Origin of the sequence: Citrobacter sedlakii NBRC 105722 (assembly GCF_000759835.1) — a bacterium.
Taxonomy (GTDB): domain Bacteria; phylum Pseudomonadota; class Gammaproteobacteria; order Enterobacterales; family Enterobacteriaceae; genus Citrobacter_A; species Citrobacter_A sedlakii.
Genome location: NZ_BBNB01000017.1, coordinates 67,014 through 84,254, shown reverse-complemented (window position 1 = coordinate 84,254; position 17,241 = coordinate 67,014). Strand labels below are relative to the sequence as shown.

The following is a 17,241-nucleotide window of genomic DNA, read 5'->3' as shown; positions in this document are numbered from 1 at the left end:
TGGTCAAAGGCCCGCCGCTTAAGTAACATGGCGGGCTGACGAACGAATAAATACAGCGAAACGATAGTGGCACAACGAGATTATGTACGTCGCGGCCAACCGGCACCTTCGCGGCGCAAAAAGAGCACCTCACGGAAAAAGCAACGCAACACGTCCGCGGTTTCGCCCGCAATGGTCGCCATTGCCGCCGCCGTCCTTGTGGCCTTTATCGGTGGTCTGTACTTCATCACGCATCACAAAAAAGAAGAATCAGAAACGTTGCAGAGCCAGAAAGTGACGGGCAACGGGCTGCCGCCGAAGCCGGAAGAGCGCTGGCGCTACATCAAGGAGCTGGAAAGCCGCCAGCCTGGCGTACGTGCGCCAACGGAACCGTCCGCAGGCGGTGAAGTGATGAAACCGGATCAACTGACCAACGAACAGCGACAGTTGCTGGCGCAGATGCAGGCAGATATGCGCCAGCAGCCTACGCAGCTCAACGAAGTACCGTGGAACGAGCAGACGCCGGAACAGCGTCAGCAAACGCTGCAACGTCAGGCTCAACAGCGTCAGGTTGAGCAGCAGTACACGCAGCCGGTACAGCAACCGCGAACCCAGACACAGCCGCAAACGCGTACGGCTCAGCCAGCGCCGGTACAACAGCCGCCGAAGCAAACCTCGCAGCCGAAGCAAACGGCGTCCCAGCAGCCGTATCAGGATCTGTTGCAGACACCGGCGCATACCGCCGCTTCGCAGCCTAAAACGCAGCAGGCCGCGCCGATTTCCCGTGCGCCAGATGCGCCTAAGCCTGCCGCTGAGAAAAAAGACGAGCGTCGCTGGATGGTGCAATGCGGTTCCTTTAAAGGCGCTGAACAGGCGGAAACCGTGCGCGCCCAGTTGGCTTTCGAAGGCTTTGACTCCAAAATCACCACCAACAACGGCTGGAATCGCGTGGTTATCGGGCCGGTGAAAGGCAAAGAAAATGCCGACAGCACCCTGAGCCGTCTGAAGATGGCTGGCCACACAAACTGCATTCGACTCGCCGCCGGGGGTTGAAACCCCCAAAATCCCCCCCATCTATAGTTGCATTATGCCCCGTACACCGTGCGGGGCTTGTATTCTGCATTTGTAACCAAGGGGTCTGCTCGTGACAACAATAGTAAGCGTACGCCGTAACGGCCATGTAGTTATCGCCGGCGATGGCCAGGCCACGCTGGGTAATACCGTAATGAAAGGCAACGTGAAGAAAGTGCGCCGCCTGTACAATGACAAAGTCATTGCGGGCTTTGCGGGCGGCACCGCGGACGCATTCACGCTGTTCGAACTGTTTGAGCGCAAGCTGGAAATGCATCAGGGTCACCTGGTCAAAGCCGCCGTTGAGCTGGCGAAAGACTGGCGTACCGACCGCATGCTGCGCAAGCTCGAAGCGCTGCTGGCGGTTGCCGATGAAACCGCGTCGCTCATCATCACCGGTAATGGCGACGTCGTGCAGCCTGAAAACGATCTGATTGCCATCGGCTCCGGCGGTCCCTACGCCCAGGCCGCGGCGCGCGCTCTGCTGGAAAACACCGAGCTCGGCGCTCGCGACATTGCTGAAAAAGCGTTGGATATTGCAGGCGATATCTGCATTTATACCAACCACTTCCACACCATCGAAGAATTGACCTCTAAAGCGTAAGGATCTCCCATGTCTGAAATGACCCCACGCGAAATCGTCAGCGAACTGAACAAGCACATCATCGGCCAGGATAACGCCAAGCGCTCCGTGGCGATTGCGCTGCGTAACCGCTGGCGCCGTATGCAGCTCGACGAAGAGCTGCGCCATGAAGTGACGCCTAAAAATATCCTGATGATTGGCCCGACCGGCGTCGGTAAAACCGAGATCGCCCGTCGTCTGGCGAAACTGGCCAACGCGCCGTTCATCAAAGTTGAAGCGACCAAATTCACCGAAGTCGGCTACGTTGGTAAAGAAGTCGACTCCATTATTCGCGATCTCACCGACGCCGCCGTCAAAATGGTGCGCGTACAGGCGATCGAAAAAAACCGCTACCGCGCGGAAGAGATGGCGGAAGAGCGCATTCTCGACGTGCTGATCCCGCCGGCAAAAAACAACTGGGGCCAGGCGGAACAGCAGGCCGAGCCGTCTGCGGCGCGCCAGGCATTCCGTAAAAAACTGCGTGAAGGCCAACTCGACGATAAAGAAATCGAGATCGACCTTGCCGCAGCGCCAATGGGCGTTGAAATCATGGCGCCGCCGGGAATGGAAGAGATGACCAGCCAGCTGCAGTCAATGTTCCAGAACCTCGGCGGACAGAAACAGAAACCGCGTAAGCTGAAAATCAAAGACGCGATGAAGCTGTTGATCGAAGAAGAAGCGGCCAAGCTGGTGAATCCGGAAGAGCTTAAGCAGGATGCCATCGACGCCGTGGAGCAGCACGGGATCGTGTTTATCGACGAGATCGACAAAATCTGTAAGCGCGGCGAATCGTCTGGTCCGGACGTCTCCCGTGAAGGCGTACAGCGTGACCTGCTGCCGCTGGTGGAAGGCTGCACCGTCTCCACCAAACACGGTATGGTCAAAACCGATCACATTCTGTTTATCGCGTCTGGCGCATTCCAGGTGGCGAAACCGTCTGACCTGATCCCGGAACTGCAGGGTCGTCTGCCGATTCGCGTTGAGCTTCAGGCGCTGACCACCAGCGACTTCGAACGCATTCTGACCGAACCGAACGCTTCTGTTACCGTTCAGTACAAAGCGCTGATGGCGACCGAAGGTGTGAACATTGAGTTTACCGATTCCGGTATTAAGCGCATTGCCGAAGCCGCATGGCAGGTGAACGAAACCACCGAGAACATCGGCGCCCGTCGTTTGCACACCGTTCTGGAGCGTCTGATGGAAGATATTTCCTACGATGCGAGCGATTTGAATGGCCAAAGCATAACAATTGATGCGGATTATGTGAGCAAACATCTGGATGCGCTGGTCGCAGATGAAGATCTGAGCCGTTTTATCTTATAATCGCGTTCAATGCATTTTCATCACTGTTGATGGGGCTGAAAGGCCCCATTTTTATTGGCGCTAACTATGACTGAACAACACATTAGCCGCACTCAGGCCTGGCTGGAAAGTTTACGACCCAAAACCCTGCCGCTGGCCTTCGCGGCCATTATCGTCGGCACCACGCTGGCGTGGTGGCAGGGATATTTCGATCCGCTGGTGGCTCTGCTGGCGTTAATTACCGCCGGGCTGCTGCAAATCCTGTCGAATCTTGCCAATGACTATGGCGACGCGGTAAAAGGCAGCGACAAGCCGGACCGCATCGGGCCGCTGCGCGGAATGCAAAAAGGGGTGATTACCCAGCAGGAGATGAAACGCGCGCTGATTATCACCGTGGCGCTCATTTGCCTGTCAGGGCTGGCGTTGGTGGCTGTGGCTTGCCATACCCTGACTGATTTTGTCGGTTTCCTCGTGCTCGGCGGGCTGTCGATTATCGCCGCCATCACTTACACCGTAGGTAATCGTCCGTATGGTTATATTGGTCTGGGTGATATTTCCGTGCTGGTTTTCTTCGGCTGGCTCAGCGTGATGGGAAGCTGGTACCTGCAGGCGCACACCTTAATCCCGGCGTTGATTTTGCCAGCGACCGCCTGCGGCCTGCTGGCAACGGCGGTATTGAACATCAATAACCTGCGTGATATCAACAGCGACCGCGAGAACGGCAAAAACACGCTGGTGGTCCGCTTAGGCGCGGTAAACGCCCGCCGTTATCACGCCTGTCTGTTGATGGGAACGCTGGTCTGCCTGGCGTTGTTCAATCTGCTTTCCCTGCAAAGTCCGTGGGGCTGGCTGTTCCTGCTGGCCGCGCCGCTGCTGGTAAAACAGTCGCGTTACGTCATGCGCCAGATGGACCCGGCGGCCATGCGTCCCATGCTGGAACGCACCGTAAAAGCGGCATTGCTGACTAACCTGCTGTTTATTGTAGGGATTATCTTAAGTCAGTGGGGCAGATAACTGACAAATATCAATTAACAATTGATGATTTTGCCAACAGTGCACTTAGCGCGATATACTAAAAATTCTCGCAGCAACTGAACGTTAAGCCTATGAAATACGATACTTCCGAGCTTTGTGACATCTATCAAGAAGATGTCAACGTCGTGGAACCGCTGTTCTCTAACTTTGGAGGACGGTCGTCGTTTGGCGGACAAATCGTCACGGTGAAATGTTTCGAGGACAACGGGTTGCTGTACGATCTGCTCGAACAAAATGGCCGTGGTCGCGTTCTGCTGGTCGACGGCGGCGGTTCTGTCCGTCGTGCGCTGGTCGACGCCGAACTGGCGCGCCTGGCGGCACAGAATGAATGGGAAGGTCTGGTGATCTACGGCGCGGTGCGTCAGATAGACGACCTGGAAGAACTGGATATCGGTATCCAGGCGATTGCCGCGATTCCGGTCGGCGCGGCAGGAGAAGGAATTGGCGAAAGTGATGTCCGCGTCAACTTCGGCGGCGTGACGTTCTTCTCCGGTGACCACCTCTACGCCGACAATACCGGCATCATCCTTTCCGAAGACCCGCTGGACATTGAGTAAAGAAAAAGGCCATCTTCATTTCGGATGGCCTTTCTTTTATTTCTCGTCATCTAAATCGTAATGGATGATACGAAGTTCGAACATCCCATTTCTCTCTTCAACAGCGATGCTCATCGTTTCATGTCGATTCGGATAATGATCGATGTAAGTCTGTAACTTTTCACTCAGACTCTGCATTTCACTACGCTGAATGCCAGTGAAATTGAGCGTACTGATCTGCAAACCACTCCCTTCAACGGTTTGATTCGTAAAGTACCAACTCGATGCGACCCTGGGGGCTTCCATAAGTGGTTTCGGCGTAAGCAGGTAATATTTAATAAAATTGCGTTGATCATACTCATCGTCAGTAAAAGGACTCATGGCAATCAGGCAGACGATCAGCGCAACAGAAACAAGTAAAGTAGTGATGATGGGTGTTCTGTATTTATTCAAATGCGAATCTCCCTGACACAGAAGGGATCAGCGACAGGCTCAATTGCACTCATAAATACCGGCAGGTGCCCTAATAGAATTATCGATAATATCGCTTCGTTTTGTCATCTCGCATTCCTTGAGAACACTATGTTGAGCGATCATATTCTCCCATAACAAAAAAGCATCCATTAAGGATGCCTTTTGTACGAATTCGGAATTAAACCTCTTCCATGCGCCCCAGCAGGGCCTGCAACCGATCCTGCCAGCCGCTCTGCTGCTCTTTCAGAGAATGGTTCTCGCGCTCCAGCTCTTCACGGCTGTGCTGTGCAGACTGCACTTCCTGCGCCAGCGAGTTATTCTTTTCTTTCAGCTCTTCGATTTCCATCTGCAGCAAAGTGATGGTATCAATCGCCTGCTGTACTTTTGCTTCCAGTTTCTCAAACACTTCTAAAGACATGGTCATACTCTCCTGAATTGCAAGGCGACGCTTCACGCATACGCGCACAATATCGCATAATCTATAGTGCCCGATTGTATGAAGCCCCGCCGCCCCTGTCCAGCAGCATCCCGCGCAGATTGCGGTTTGCCACACTTTTCATCCTTCTCCTGGTGACATTCTCCCTATAACTCCAAAGTGTTAACACATTGGTTAAAGAAATGATTCAGCTCACAGTTCTTATGTATTGCAAAACGCGCTTTATGGCGCGATAACGCTCATTTTATTGACGGAGCACACACATTTTAATTTCGATATTTCTCGTTTTTGCTCGTTAACGATAAATTAACAGTATGCCTACAGGGCATCGCGGACGTCAGTGACCTCCTCGCTTACAATAAACACTAATCTCTTCAGGATCCGATTATGAGTCAAACATCAACCTTAAAAGGCCAGTGCATTGCTGAATTCCTCGGTACCGGGTTGTTGATTTTCTTCGGTGTGGGGTGTGTCGCTGCGCTAAAAGTCGCCGGAGCGTCTTTTGGACAGTGGGAAATCAGCGTCATCTGGGGGCTGGGGGTAGCGATGGCTATCTACCTGACCGCAGGCGTGTCTGGCGCGCACCTGAATCCGGCAGTCACCATTGCGTTATGGCTGTTTGCTTGTTTCGACAAGCGTAAAGTTGTTCCTTTTATTATTTCTCAGTTTGCCGGCGCGTTTTGCGCAGCGGCGTTAGTTTACGGGCTTTATTACAATCTTTTCGCGGACTATGAGCTGACGCACCACATCGTACGCGGCAGCGTTGAAAGTGTTGATCTGGCTGGCACTTTCTCGACATATCCCAATCCACATATCAATTTTGTGCAGGCCTTCGCGGTTGAAATGGTGATTACCGCTATTCTGATGGGGCTTATCCTGGCGCTGACCGACGACGGTAACGGTGTTCCTCGCGGCCCGCTGGCGCCGCTGCTGATTGGCTTGCTGATTGCGGTTATCGGCGCATCAATGGGGCCACTGACCGGCTTTGCAATGAACCCGGCGCGTGACATCGGTCCGAAAGCGTTCGCCTGGCTGGCCGGTTGGGGTAACGTGGCCTTCACCGGCGGCAAAGATATTCCTTACTTCCTGGTGCCGCTGTTCGGCCCCATCGTTGGCGCTATTCTGGGCGCGTTTGCCTATCGCAAGCTCATTGGCCGCCATTTGCCGTGCGATACCTGTGTCGTGGAAGAGAAGGAAACCACGGCCGCTACACAACAAAAAGCTTCGCTGTAATGTGACTACGGGACAAAAATTATGACTGACAAAAAGTATATCGTTGCGCTCGACCAGGGCACCACCAGCTCCCGCGCCGTTGTGATGGATCACGATGCGAATATCGTGAGCGTTTCCCAACGCGAATTTGAGCAGATCTACCCGAAAGCAGGCTGGGTAGAGCACGACCCGATGGAAATCTGGGCGACGCAAAGCTCTACGCTGGTGGAAGTCCTGGCGAAAGCAGACATCAGTTCCGATCAAATTGCAGCGATCGGTATCACCAACCAGCGTGAGACCACCATTGTCTGGGAGCGTGAGACCGGCAAGCCGATCTATAACGCCATCGTCTGGCAGTGTCGTCGTACCGCCGACATTTGCGAGCACTTAAAACGCGACGGCATGGAAGAGTATGTCCGTAGCACCACCGGTCTGGTGATTGACCCTTACTTCTCCGGCACCAAAGTGAAGTGGATCCTCGACCACGTTGAAGGCTCACGCGAGCGCGCGCGTCGGGGCGAATTGTTGTTCGGTACAGTGGACACCTGGCTTATCTGGAAAATGACCCAGGGACGCGTACACGTGACGGATTACACCAACGCCTCGCGCACCATGCTGTTCAACATCCACACCCTGGACTGGGACGACAAGATGCTGGATGCGCTGGATATTCCGCGCGCGATGCTGCCGGAAGTGCGCCGTTCTTCTGAAGTGTACGGCCAGACCAATATCGGCGGTAAAGGCGGCACGCGCATTCCTATCGCCGGTATCGCCGGTGACCAGCAGGCGGCACTGTTCGGCCAACTGTGCGTTAAAGAAGGGATGGCGAAGAATACCTACGGCACCGGCTGCTTTATGCTGATGAACACCGGCGAGAAAGCAGTTAAGTCCGAAAACGGGCTTTTGACCACCATCGCCTGTGGCCCGACCGGCGAAGTGAACTACGCGCTGGAAGGTGCGGTGTTTATGGCCGGTGCGTCTATCCAGTGGCTGCGTGATGAAATGAAGCTGATCAGCGACGCTTTCGACTCTGAATATTTTGCCACCAAAGTGAAGGACACTAACGGCGTGTATGTGGTGCCGGCGTTTACTGGCCTCGGCGCACCCTACTGGGACCCGTATGCCCGTGGCGCGATCTTCGGCCTGACCCGTGGGGTGAATTCCAACCACATCATCCGCGCGACGCTGGAATCGATCGCTTATCAGACCCGTGATGTGCTGGAGGCAATGCAGGCAGACTCCGGTATTCGCCTACACGCTCTGCGTGTTGACGGCGGCGCGGTCGCTAATAACTTCCTGATGCAGTTCCAGTCGGACATTCTCGGTACGCGCGTCGAGCGCCCGGAAGTGCGCGAAGTCACCGCGCTGGGGGCGGCGTACCTTGCGGGTCTGGCGGTTGGCTACTGGCAGAACCTCGATGAGCTACAGGAAAAAGCGGTCATTGAGCGTGAATTCCGCCCTGGCATTGAAACTACCGAGCGTAACTACCGTTACAGCGGCTGGAAAAAAGCGGTGAAACGCGCGCTGGCGTGGGAAGAACACGACGAGTGATTGTGGAATGCCGGATCGAGTCTTCGCCTTATCCGGCCTACCACGACAAGCAGGATCCCGGCTGGATGGGACACGTTAGCGTCGCCATCCGGAAAAATCTTTATGCGGGGGCAACCCCGCACACACATCAATAATCAGGCCTCTTCCCCTGTGCTACACTGCGCGCCATTCCTTTCTGCTACGAGTTTGCTATGAGACGAGAACTTGCCATCGAATTTTCCCGCGTAACCGAAGCGGCGGCGCTGGCTGGCTACAAATGGTTGGGACGCGGTGACAAAAACACCGCAGACGGCGCGGCGGTAAACGCGATGCGCATTATGCTTAATCAGGTCAATATTGACGGCACCATCGTGATTGGTGAAGGCGAGATCGATGAAGCGCCAATGCTCTACATCGGCGAAAACGTGGGAACCGGTCACGGCGATGCGGTGGATATCGCTGTCGATCCAATCGAAGGCACGCGTATGACGGCGATGGGCCAGGCCAACGCGCTGGCGGTGCTGGCAGTCGGCGATAAGGGGAGCTTCCTGAACGCGCCGGATATGTATATGGAAAAGCTCATTGTCGGACCGGGCGCGAAAGGCGCTATCGACCTGAATCTGCCGCTGGCGGACAACCTGCGCAACATCGCCGCCGCGCTTGGCAAGCCGCTGTGTGATTTAACGGTGACCATTCTGGCGAAGCCGCGTCACGATAATGTGATTGCGCAGATGCAAACCCTCGGCGTGCGCGTATTCGCCATTCCTGACGGCGACGTAGCAGCCTCCATTCTGACCTGTATGCCTGACAGCGAAGTCGACGTGCTGTACGGCATTGGCGGCGCGCCGGAAGGCGTGGTCTCCGCGGCGGTGATCCGTGCGCTGGATGGCGACATGCAGGGCCGTCTGCTGGCGCGTCATGACGTCAAAGGCGACAGCGAAGATAACCGCCGCATTGGCGAACAAGAGCTGGCACGCTGTAAAGCGATGGGGATCGACGCGGGAAAAGTCCTGCGTCTGGACGAAATGGCGCGTAGCGACAACGTGATTTTCTCCGCCACCGGCATCACCAAAGGCGATCTGCTGGAAGGGATTAGCCGCAAAGGCAACATCGCCACCACCGAGACGCTGTTGATTCGCGGAAAGTCCCGCACCATCCGCCGTATCCAGTCCATTCACTATCTGGATCGCAAAGACCCGGACGTGCAGGCGCATATCCTGTAATTGATTTGTTCGTTCGAGCCTTCCAGCCCATCCGGGCTGGAAATCTTGCGGCCAAGGAACGAAGATAAAGGGACGAGATCAGAACAGGAGAAAACCATGGCAGATTGGGTAACAGGCAAAGTCACGAAGGTACAGAACTGGACCGATGCCCTGTTTAGTCTGACCGTCCACGCCCCCGTTCATCCTTTTACCGCCGGTCAGTTTACCAAGCTTGGGCTGGAAATTGACGGCGAGCGCGTCCAGCGCGCTTACTCCTACGTGAATGCCCCCGATAACCCGGATCTGGAGTTTTACCTCGTCACCGTTCCCGACGGCAAGCTAAGCCCGCGTCTGGCGGCGCTGAAGCCCGGCGATGAAGTCTTGGTGGTGAGTGAAGCCGCTGGTTTCTTTGTGCTGGAAGAGATCCCCGACTGCGACACGCTGTGGATGCTGGCGACCGGCACCGCCATTGGCCCGTATCTGTCGATTCTGCAGTGGGGAAAAGATCTGGACCGCTTTAAAAATCTGGTGCTGGTCCATGCCGCGCGCTACGCCGCCGATTTAAGCTATTTACCGCTCATGCAGGAACTGCAAAAACGGTATGAAGGCAAGCTGCGGATCCAGACGGTGGTCAGTCGGGAAACCGTCGCTGGTTCGTTAACCGGTCGCGTTCCGGCGCTCATAGAAAGCGGCGAGCTGGAAAAAGCCATCGGGCTACCGATAGATAAAGAGACCAGCCATGTGATGCTCTGCGGTAATCCGCAGATGGTGCGCGATACCCAGCAGTTGTTGAAAGAAACCCGGCAGATGAGCAAACACTTGCGTCGTCGCCCAGGTCATATGACCGCAGAGCACTACTGGTAAATATTTTGCCGGAGGGCGGCATCGCCGGATCCGGCCTGCTGTTTACCGTTCCGCTTTATACTTAACGTCCTGGGTGTCTTTGCCGAACTTATTTTCCCCCTGGGTGCCGATAAACGCGCCCAGATCGATAATCATCATGATAAGAATCAGCGTCGGTACAAAGCGCCCCACCGCCCATTGCCACATACCTGGCAGGACTGCCCAGTTTCCAGCCAACAACATCCACGCCAGAATCATCAAGAGCGCCCACAGTCCGGAACGCCCACGGTCGTGAAGGCGTTTTACTGTCACCGCCGCTGTCGGCCAGAGCAGGCAGACCAGGCAAAACGCCGCGGTTTGGATATCGAGCAACGACTGGCTCGCCAGCGAAAACAGGACCACCATGCCGACAAGCCACAGAACCATCCAGATCCAGAAATCACGGCGGCCAATACGCCCTTTAAATGAGAATAACCACTGCTGTATGGTCATGAAAGTTCCTTTAAAATAGAAAACGCCGACAGTTTACCCTTTTGACAAGCCAGACGGTTATCGTTTTAATCGTGAGCAGTCATAACGAAAGGTAAGATTGATGAAGCCAGGATGTTCACTGTTTTTAATGTTATTTTCAGCGATGACGTTCAGCGTGACCGCGCTGTCGGCGGAGCCTCTGGTCGCCCCCACAGCGCCATACTTGCTTGCCGGAGCGCCAACATTTGATCTCTCTATCAGCCAGTTTCGCGAAAACTTTAACCAACAGAACCCAAAGCTTCCGTTAAACGAATTCCGTTCTATCGACAGCAGTCGCGATAAAGCCAATCTCACCCGCGCAGCCAGCAAAATTAACGAGAATCTGTACGCTTCTACCGCCCTTGAGCGGGGAACGTTGAAGATCAAGAGTATGCAGATCACCTGGCTGCCGATCCAGGGGCCGGAACAAAAAGCGGCGAAAGCGAAAGCGCTGGAGTACATGACGGCCGTGATCCGCACCGTCGCACCACTGCTGACCAAAGAACAAAGCCAGAAAAAGCTGCAAAAACTGCTCGCCGCAGGAAAAAATAAACGCTACTACGCCGAAACCGAAGGCGCAATTCGCTATGTTGTGGCAGATAACGGCGAAAAGGGGCTGACCTTCGCGGTTGAACCGATTAAGCTGGCGTTATCTGAGGATCTTGAGGGGCTTAATTAGTGATAAAAAGCAAAGCCTCTCAGGGGAAAATCTCTATACTGTTTCACAGACCATGCTGCTCGAAAGAGTGGCCATCTTCCTTAATTCGCTGACAAAGCGTGGAGAATTACAATGCGACATCCTTTAGTGATGGGTAACTGGAAACTGAACGGCAGCCGCCATATGGTAAACGAGCTGGTGGCTAGCCTGCGTAAAGAGCTGGCTGGCGTTGCTGGCTGTGCGGTTGCGATCGCTCCGCCGGAAATGTATATCGATCTGGCGAAGCAGGCCGCGGCCGGTAGCCACATCATTCTGGGCGCGCAGAACGTTGACCTGAATCTGTCTGGCGCATTCACCGGTGAAACTTCCGCTGAAATGCTGAAAGACATCGGCGCGCAGTACATCATTATCGGCCACTCTGAGCGTCGTACTTACCATAAAGAGTCTGACGAGCTGATCGCGAAAAAATTCGCCGTACTGAAAGAACAGGGCCTGACGCCAGTTCTGTGCATCGGTGAAACCGAAGCCGAAAACGAAGCAGGCAAAACCGAAGAAGTGTGCGCACGTCAGATCGACGCCGTGCTGAAAACCCAGGGCGCAGCAGCGTTCGAAGGCGCGGTCATCGCGTACGAGCCGGTATGGGCTATCGGTACCGGTAAATCAGCGACGCCTGCGCAGGCACAGGCGGTGCATAAGTTTATCCGTGACCACATTGCCAAAGCGGACGCGAAAATCGCTGAGCAGGTCATCATCCAGTACGGCGGTTCCGTAAACGCGTCCAACGCGGCGGAACTGTTCGCTCAGCCGGACATCGACGGCGCGCTGGTTGGCGGTGCTTCTCTGAAAGCGGATGCCTTCGCTGTCATCGTAAAAGCGGCGGAAGCAGCTAAACAGGCGTAAGTTGTCGGGACGGGAGGAGCTCTCCTCCCGTCACTATCGCTTTACCAGTAACCCAGCCAGCGCCACCAGAAGGCGCCGGTCACTCCCCAGATGGTCAGATTGACCACACTCATGACCAGCCCCGTTTTCCACCATTCCGCCAGCGTGACATAGCCCGATCCAAAGATGATAGGTGCAGTGCCCGTACCATAGTGCGTGAGCGACATCATCAGAGAGGATGAAAAACCGAGCATCAGCCCAAGCAGTGCGGGTGGCGCGCCAAGGCCTAATCCCGCGGCGAAGAACGCAGCAAACATCGCCGTAATATGCGCGGTGGTGCTGGCAAAAAAGTAGTGCGAGTAGACGTAAAGCAGAATCAGCAAAAGCGTCGCGATGCTCCAGTGAACGCCGAGATGGTCAATGGCGCTTCCGACGCTGGTCGCCAGCCAGCCCACCAGACCCAACTTACTGAGAAAATCCGCCATCATCACCAGTGCGGCAAACCAGACGATAGTATCCCATGCCCCACGGCACTTAAGCATATCGTCCCAGCTTAATACGCCGGTCAGCAACAAAATCGATAAGCCAATTAACGCGGCACTGGTGGGATTAACAGTCCAGCCGCTGCCCATGAGCATCGCAGGGACACCCGCCCACAGGCAGAGCAACAAAATGAAAACCGCCAGGGTGATTTTTTCCGCCAGCGAAAGCGGGCCAAGCGCATCCAGTTTTTCCCGTGCGAACTGCGGCGCATTCGGCGTGCGCGTAATCGCGGGCGGATAGAGCCACCAGATAACAATGGGCATCACGACCAGTGATACGACCGCAGGAAGCAGCGCGGCAATAGCCCACATCCCCCAGGTCATATTCAGTACCCCATCCGTCCCCTTCAGCAGAAAGCTGACAATTAGCGGGTTAGGCGCGGTTGCGGTGATAAACATCGCAGAACTGATCGGGTTAATGTTGTAGTTCACCAGCGCGAGATAGCGTCCCGTGGAGCCATTTTCACTGTTTCCCGGCTGCGAGCCGAGGCTTTCCGCAATGGCCCGCATCACCGGATGAATAATGCCGCCGCCGCGCGCGGTATTGCTCGGCGTGACTGGCGCAATCAGCGTTTCAGCGAGGGTGAGCGCCCAGGCGATACCCAGCGTTCTTTTACCAAACAGCGCAATAAATCCGTAGCCAATGCGCGCGCCCAGCCCGGTTTTCAACAGACTTTGCGACAGCATGATCGACAGGCCAATTAACCAGATCAGCTGGTTTGAAAAGCCGCTTAACGCATCATTAAGCGCTGCCGAAGGTTTACCCGGATTGGTAACACCGGTCATTGCCACCAGCATAATCGCCACAACTGCGATAGCGCCAATCGGCATTGCTTTACCGATAATTGCCGCAATCGTGCCGATAAACAACGCCAACAGATGCCACGCCTCTGGGGTGACCTCAGGTGGGCAAGGGATAACAAACCAGATTGTCAGCGTAATCACAAGCGAGATGATGGCAGGCCAACAGCGGATGGGGGTTAATCTGTCCATGAATCTGTCCTTGAATTTCCAGTGCGCAAATCAGCGCTTCGCTATTAACCGCCATCGCTCCATATAAAACAATTCACCATCTCACAAAACAAAAAATTAACACCGTATTGAAACTATAATTTCCCCAGCACGCTGAACCAGGCGTAATCCAATGGGAGCAGCACAAAATAAGTTGCCAGCGCCAGTGCGATACACAGCAACATGCCTGCCCTTGCCGGTACTTTCCCTAACGCCATCGCCACCACTATCGGTGACGCCTGATACGGCAACAGCGGAGTGGAATAACCCAGCACCTGAATCATAATCACCGACAGAAGCGGAAAACCGGTGGCCTCAGAGAAACTCTGCGCCAGTGTGGTGTAAAGCGCCGGGACACCATTAGCGGTCATAATGAAGTTGAGCGCGGTGGTAATGCCGGTCAATGCGAGGAAGCTGGTAAACGGCGCCTGCGGATCGAGCGGCATGACGTGCAGGAGCGCCTCACCCACCGCATCGCCAATTCCCGTTTGCGTGACGGTCATCGCCAGCCCAAGTATGCCTGCAACGTACAGGCAGGTACGGAAGTTCACGCCCGAGGCAAACTCGTCTCCGCTGATAAAACCGATACGCGGCAGCAAAGTTATCACCGCCGCCGCCAGCCCGGTCCATGCAGGACCAATACCGTGCCAGCTCTCACTAACCCACATCACCAGCACCACCGCTAACATCCAGGCCAACCGTTTTTCGGCGCGACTCATCGGCTCAGGCGGCGTTAATTCGCGCGGCGCCTGAGGCTTGCCTGGAAATAATCCGCAGATCAGTACAATGAGCAAAGCGCCTTTCAACCAGCCCAATACCGGCGTGTGCAGAAGCAGATAGGGGAGATAATTGAGATGGATGCCGTATGCGCCTTCCGCCGCGCCGCTCATCACCAGATTCGGCACGTTAGCCGGCAGGATCGTGGCAGAAAGCTGGAAAGTGCCGAAACCGACAGCAAGCGCCAGGCCGTACCATGCGCGGGTTCCGTCCTTAATTCCGGCACGCTTCGCCATCGCCGCGACGACAGGCATCAACAGTGCGATGCGCCCCATGTTAGACGGCATCACAAAGGCCAGCGCGTAGCTCAGTAGCACCACGCTCGCCACCATTAGTGGCCAGGAGTCGGTCAATCTTGAAGACAGTGCCCTCGCCGCCCGGTCTGCCAGTCCCGTTTTCCGGATCGCCACGCCAAGTACAAAACCGCTGAACACCAGCCAGAACGCCGACGAAGCAAAACCACCGAAGATGACGTCCGGCGGCGCGATCTTTGCCATCATCGCCACGGTAAAGAACAGCAGTGCGGTGATGAACTCCGGCAACAGCGAGGTTGCCCAGAGCAGAATGGTGATGCCAATCACCAGCGAAGGAAGAAAAAGAGGATGCGAAAGCCAGAGCGACATGCCTGTCTCCTGTCGTTTTTTTCATCAAGAATACGGGGACAGGCAGGTCGAGTAAATGACAGATTAGCAGGGGCTAGCGGAGAATATCACACTGATGATCCTGAATTTCCTCTGCCGAGGCACGGTTCAGCGTGAGCAGATTGCGTTGCGTCGCCAGTAAAACAAACGCGTTATCGCTCTGGCGAGCCATCGCCAACGCATAGCTTCCCATATGGTCACGCGCGTCCGGCACTTCTTCCGCCAGCATCATAAACGGACTACGCTGTGCCAGTTCGCTTTCGGTCACACGACGCGCCAGATACACATGTCCGCGCAATCCGCCTGGCAGGGGGAGCCAACGGGAACTGACATTCGCGAGATTTGCGTCCAACTGCGCGCGAACATCGGGACGCAGGCAGGAGATATGGATGTGGAAATGGTTCTGTGTCCGCCCGGTACGTGAGTTTATCGTCAAGGAAACGGCGCTGTCCGGTATCTCCTTACCGTACTTCTGGCTCATAAAGCTGCGCGCCTGCCAGGCCAGCCAGAAAAAATTGGGCGTGTACGGCTCGGTCAGTAACGGACTTTCTGTACCGTTGATGCGATACGTTGGCATCAGGAGATATTGCAGCGGACCGTTGCGGTCTTTGAACACCACGTAACCGGCATCGGGTTTTACTTCGGCACACGGCGCCGGATTTTGCCGCTGCAGTTGGTTTGGCAGACATTGCTCAAAAACGATGTCGCGTAATGCGTCAGGATTACGCATAAATTTCCAGTAACCCACACCCGCAGCGGCAACAAACACCAGCAGTGCCAGCAATCCATAAACGATTTTTTTCATGACGCGTTCCCTGTATCTAAACGACCTGCAAGAGTAACGCAAAATGATGACAAATAAAAAAGCCCGGCGGCAATTGCCCCGGGCCGATGCTCAACACACAGATTAACGTTTACTGATCTGATCGAACGTGCCGCCATTCGAGAAATGGTCTTTCTGCGCTTTCGTCCAGCCGCCGAAGACGTCATCAATGGTAAACAGCTTTAGCTTCGGAAAGACATTTTCATATTTCTTCGCCACCTCCGCATCGCGCGGACGGTAGTAGTTTTTCGCGGCGATCGCCTGGCCTTCCGGCGAGTACAGGTATTTCAGGTAAGCTTCCGCGACCGTCTGTGTTCCCTTTTTATCCACCACTTTGTCGACGATGGAGACGGTCGGTTCGGCGAGGATCGATTCGCCAGGCGTCACAATTTCGAATTTATCTTTGCCCAGTTCGTTGGCAGCCAGCAACGCTTCGTTCTCCCAGGCGATCAGTACGTCGCCAATGCCGCGCTCAACGAAGGTGTTAGTTGAACCGCGTGCGCCGGAATCCAGCACTTCCACGTTTTTATACAGCGCTTTCACGAACGCCTGGGCTTTGGCCTGGTCGTTATTGTTGTGATGCAGCGCGTAGCCCCAGGCCGCCAGATAGTTCCAGCGCGCCCCGCCAGAGCTTTTTGGATTTGGGGTAATCACCGAAACGCCCGGCTTGACCAGATCGCTCCAGTCACGGATTTGTTTGGGGTTGCCTTTACGAACAAGGAAAACAATGGTGGAGGTATACGGTGCAGAGTTGTCCGGCAGGCGTTTGATCCAGTTTTTATCAATGCGGCCCCGTTCGGCAATAGCATCAACGTCATAGGCCAGCGCCAGCGTCACCACATCGGCTTCGATACCGTTTATCACCGACGTGGCCTGTTTGCCGGAACCACCGTGAGACTGGCGGATCACCACATTATCGCCCGTCTCCTGCTTCCAGTGGGCGCTAAACGCTTTATTGTACTGCTCGTACAGCTCACGGGTTGGATCATAAGACACGTTAAGTAACTGAATATCCTTTGCCAGAACGCTGGTCGATGCCAGCAATAATGTTAACCCCACGCCCCATTTGTTCATCGCCCAACTCTCTTATGTTGTGTTGTGATGAAGAAAGCGTGCCAGAAAGGTATTCAAACATTAAAGAATAAAAAAAGATTGGCT

The 17,241-nt window shown here is 55.0% G+C and carries 18 protein-coding genes; 11 read left to right on the top strand and 7 right to left on the bottom strand.

Features of this window, described 5'->3' with window-relative positions; genetic code table 11:
- The first annotated feature begins 66 nt into the window (after nt 1–66).
- The 5 genes from ftsN to rraA all read left to right on the top strand — a co-directional run bounded on the left by ftsN (nt 67) and on the right by rraA (nt 4,566).
- Nucleotides 67–1,032, top strand: coding sequence for a cell division protein FtsN (gene ftsN, locus CSE01S_RS20590; RefSeq protein WP_042292598.1), 966 nt, complete (start codon nt 67–69; stop codon nt 1,030–1,032).
- A 91-nt stretch (nt 1,033–1,123) separates the two neighbouring features.
- The gene (gene hslV / locus CSE01S_RS20585) at nt 1,124–1,654 is read left to right on the top strand and encodes an ATP-dependent protease subunit HslV (protein WP_042292596.1); all 531 of its coding nucleotides are present in this window, start codon (nt 1,124–1,126) and stop codon (nt 1,652–1,654) included.
- Between the two features lie 9 nt (nt 1,655–1,663).
- Nucleotides 1,664–2,995 carry an ATP-dependent protease ATPase subunit HslU gene (gene hslU, locus CSE01S_RS20580; RefSeq protein ID WP_042292592.1) on the top strand — a complete coding sequence of 444 codons (1,332 nt, stop codon included), beginning with the start codon at nt 1,664–1,666 and terminating at the stop codon, nt 2,993–2,995.
- 66 nt (nt 2,996–3,061) lie between these two features.
- Complete coding sequence (menA, locus tag CSE01S_RS20575) at nt 3,062–3,988, top strand: 1,4-dihydroxy-2-naphthoate polyprenyltransferase (protein ID WP_042292589.1); 927 nt, start codon at nt 3,062–3,064, stop codon at nt 3,986–3,988.
- A gap of 92 nt (nt 3,989–4,080) precedes the next feature.
- Nucleotides 4,081–4,566, top strand: coding sequence for a ribonuclease E activity regulator RraA (gene rraA / locus CSE01S_RS20570; RefSeq protein WP_042292586.1), 486 nt, complete (start codon nt 4,081–4,083; stop codon nt 4,564–4,566).
- A gap of 36 nt (nt 4,567–4,602) precedes the next feature.
- On the opposite strand, the gene CSE01S_RS20565 is transcribed toward rraA, so the two are convergent.
- Nucleotides 4,603–4,998 (bottom strand): hypothetical protein, encoded by a 396-nt coding sequence (locus CSE01S_RS20565; RefSeq protein ID WP_042292583.1) that lies wholly within the window; start codon nt 4,996–4,998, stop codon nt 4,603–4,605.
- 199 nt (nt 4,999–5,197) lie between these two features.
- On the bottom strand, nt 5,198–5,443 hold the full coding sequence (zapB, locus tag CSE01S_RS20560) for a septal ring assembly protein ZapB (protein ID WP_148365448.1): 246 nt from the start codon (nt 5,441–5,443) through the stop codon (nt 5,198–5,200).
- A gap of 399 nt (nt 5,444–5,842) precedes the next feature.
- Between zapB and glpF the strand changes: the two genes are divergently transcribed.
- From glpF to fpr, 4 genes are all read left to right on the top strand, one after another.
- Complete coding sequence (gene glpF, locus CSE01S_RS20555) at nt 5,843–6,688, top strand: glycerol uptake facilitator protein GlpF (protein WP_042292580.1); 846 nt, start codon at nt 5,843–5,845, stop codon at nt 6,686–6,688.
- 21 nt (nt 6,689–6,709) lie between these two features.
- The gene (gene glpK, locus CSE01S_RS20550) at nt 6,710–8,218 is read left to right on the top strand and encodes a glycerol kinase GlpK (RefSeq protein WP_042292577.1); all 1,509 of its coding nucleotides are present in this window, start codon (nt 6,710–6,712) and stop codon (nt 8,216–8,218) included.
- Nucleotides 8,219–8,409: 191 nt separating this feature from the next.
- Entirely contained in the window at nt 8,410–9,420 is a 1,011-nt protein-coding gene (gene glpX / locus CSE01S_RS20545) for a class II fructose-bisphosphatase (RefSeq protein ID WP_042292574.1), read from the top strand.
- 96 nt (nt 9,421–9,516) lie between these two features.
- On the top strand, nt 9,517–10,263 hold the full coding sequence (fpr, locus tag CSE01S_RS20540; protein WP_042292566.1) for a ferredoxin--NADP(+) reductase: 747 nt from the start codon (nt 9,517–9,519) through the stop codon (nt 10,261–10,263).
- Nucleotides 10,264–10,305: 42 nt separating this feature from the next.
- On the opposite strand, the gene CSE01S_RS20535 is transcribed toward fpr, so the two are convergent.
- Nucleotides 10,306–10,734 (bottom strand): DUF805 domain-containing protein, encoded by a 429-nt coding sequence (locus tag CSE01S_RS20535; RefSeq protein ID WP_042292565.1) that lies wholly within the window; start codon nt 10,732–10,734, stop codon nt 10,306–10,308.
- A 100-nt stretch (nt 10,735–10,834) separates the two neighbouring features.
- On the opposite strand from CSE01S_RS20535, the gene CSE01S_RS20530 reads away from it, so the two are divergent.
- A complete protein-coding gene (locus CSE01S_RS20530; RefSeq protein ID WP_042292561.1) occupies nt 10,835–11,431 on the top strand; it encodes a YiiQ family protein in 597 nt (198 codons plus the stop codon).
- A 111-nt stretch (nt 11,432–11,542) separates the two neighbouring features.
- Nucleotides 11,543–12,310: a triose-phosphate isomerase gene (tpiA, locus tag CSE01S_RS20525; protein WP_042292559.1), complete on the top strand. Its 768-nt coding sequence runs from the start codon at nt 11,543–11,545 to the stop codon at nt 12,308–12,310.
- A 41-nt stretch (nt 12,311–12,351) separates the two neighbouring features.
- On the opposite strand, the gene CSE01S_RS20520 is transcribed toward tpiA, so the two are convergent.
- The 4 genes from CSE01S_RS20520 to CSE01S_RS20505 all read right to left on the bottom strand — a co-directional run bounded on the left by CSE01S_RS20520 (nt 12,352) and on the right by CSE01S_RS20505 (nt 17,157).
- The gene (locus tag CSE01S_RS20520) at nt 12,352–13,824 is read right to left on the bottom strand and encodes a DASS family sodium-coupled anion symporter (protein WP_042292556.1); all 1,473 of its coding nucleotides are present in this window, start codon (nt 13,822–13,824) and stop codon (nt 12,352–12,354) included.
- 113 nt (nt 13,825–13,937) lie between these two features.
- Nucleotides 13,938–15,242 (bottom strand): SLC13 family permease, encoded by a 1,305-nt coding sequence (locus tag CSE01S_RS20515; RefSeq protein WP_042292554.1) that lies wholly within the window; start codon nt 15,240–15,242, stop codon nt 13,938–13,940.
- A gap of 73 nt (nt 15,243–15,315) precedes the next feature.
- Nucleotides 15,316–16,065: a CDP-diacylglycerol diphosphatase gene (locus tag CSE01S_RS20510; RefSeq protein ID WP_042292552.1), complete on the bottom strand. Its 750-nt coding sequence runs from the start codon at nt 16,063–16,065 to the stop codon at nt 15,316–15,318.
- A gap of 102 nt (nt 16,066–16,167) precedes the next feature.
- Nucleotides 16,168–17,157 (bottom strand): sulfate ABC transporter substrate-binding protein, encoded by a 990-nt coding sequence (locus CSE01S_RS20505; RefSeq protein ID WP_042292550.1) that lies wholly within the window; start codon nt 17,155–17,157, stop codon nt 16,168–16,170.
- Nucleotides 17,158–17,241: the final 84 nt, after the last annotated feature.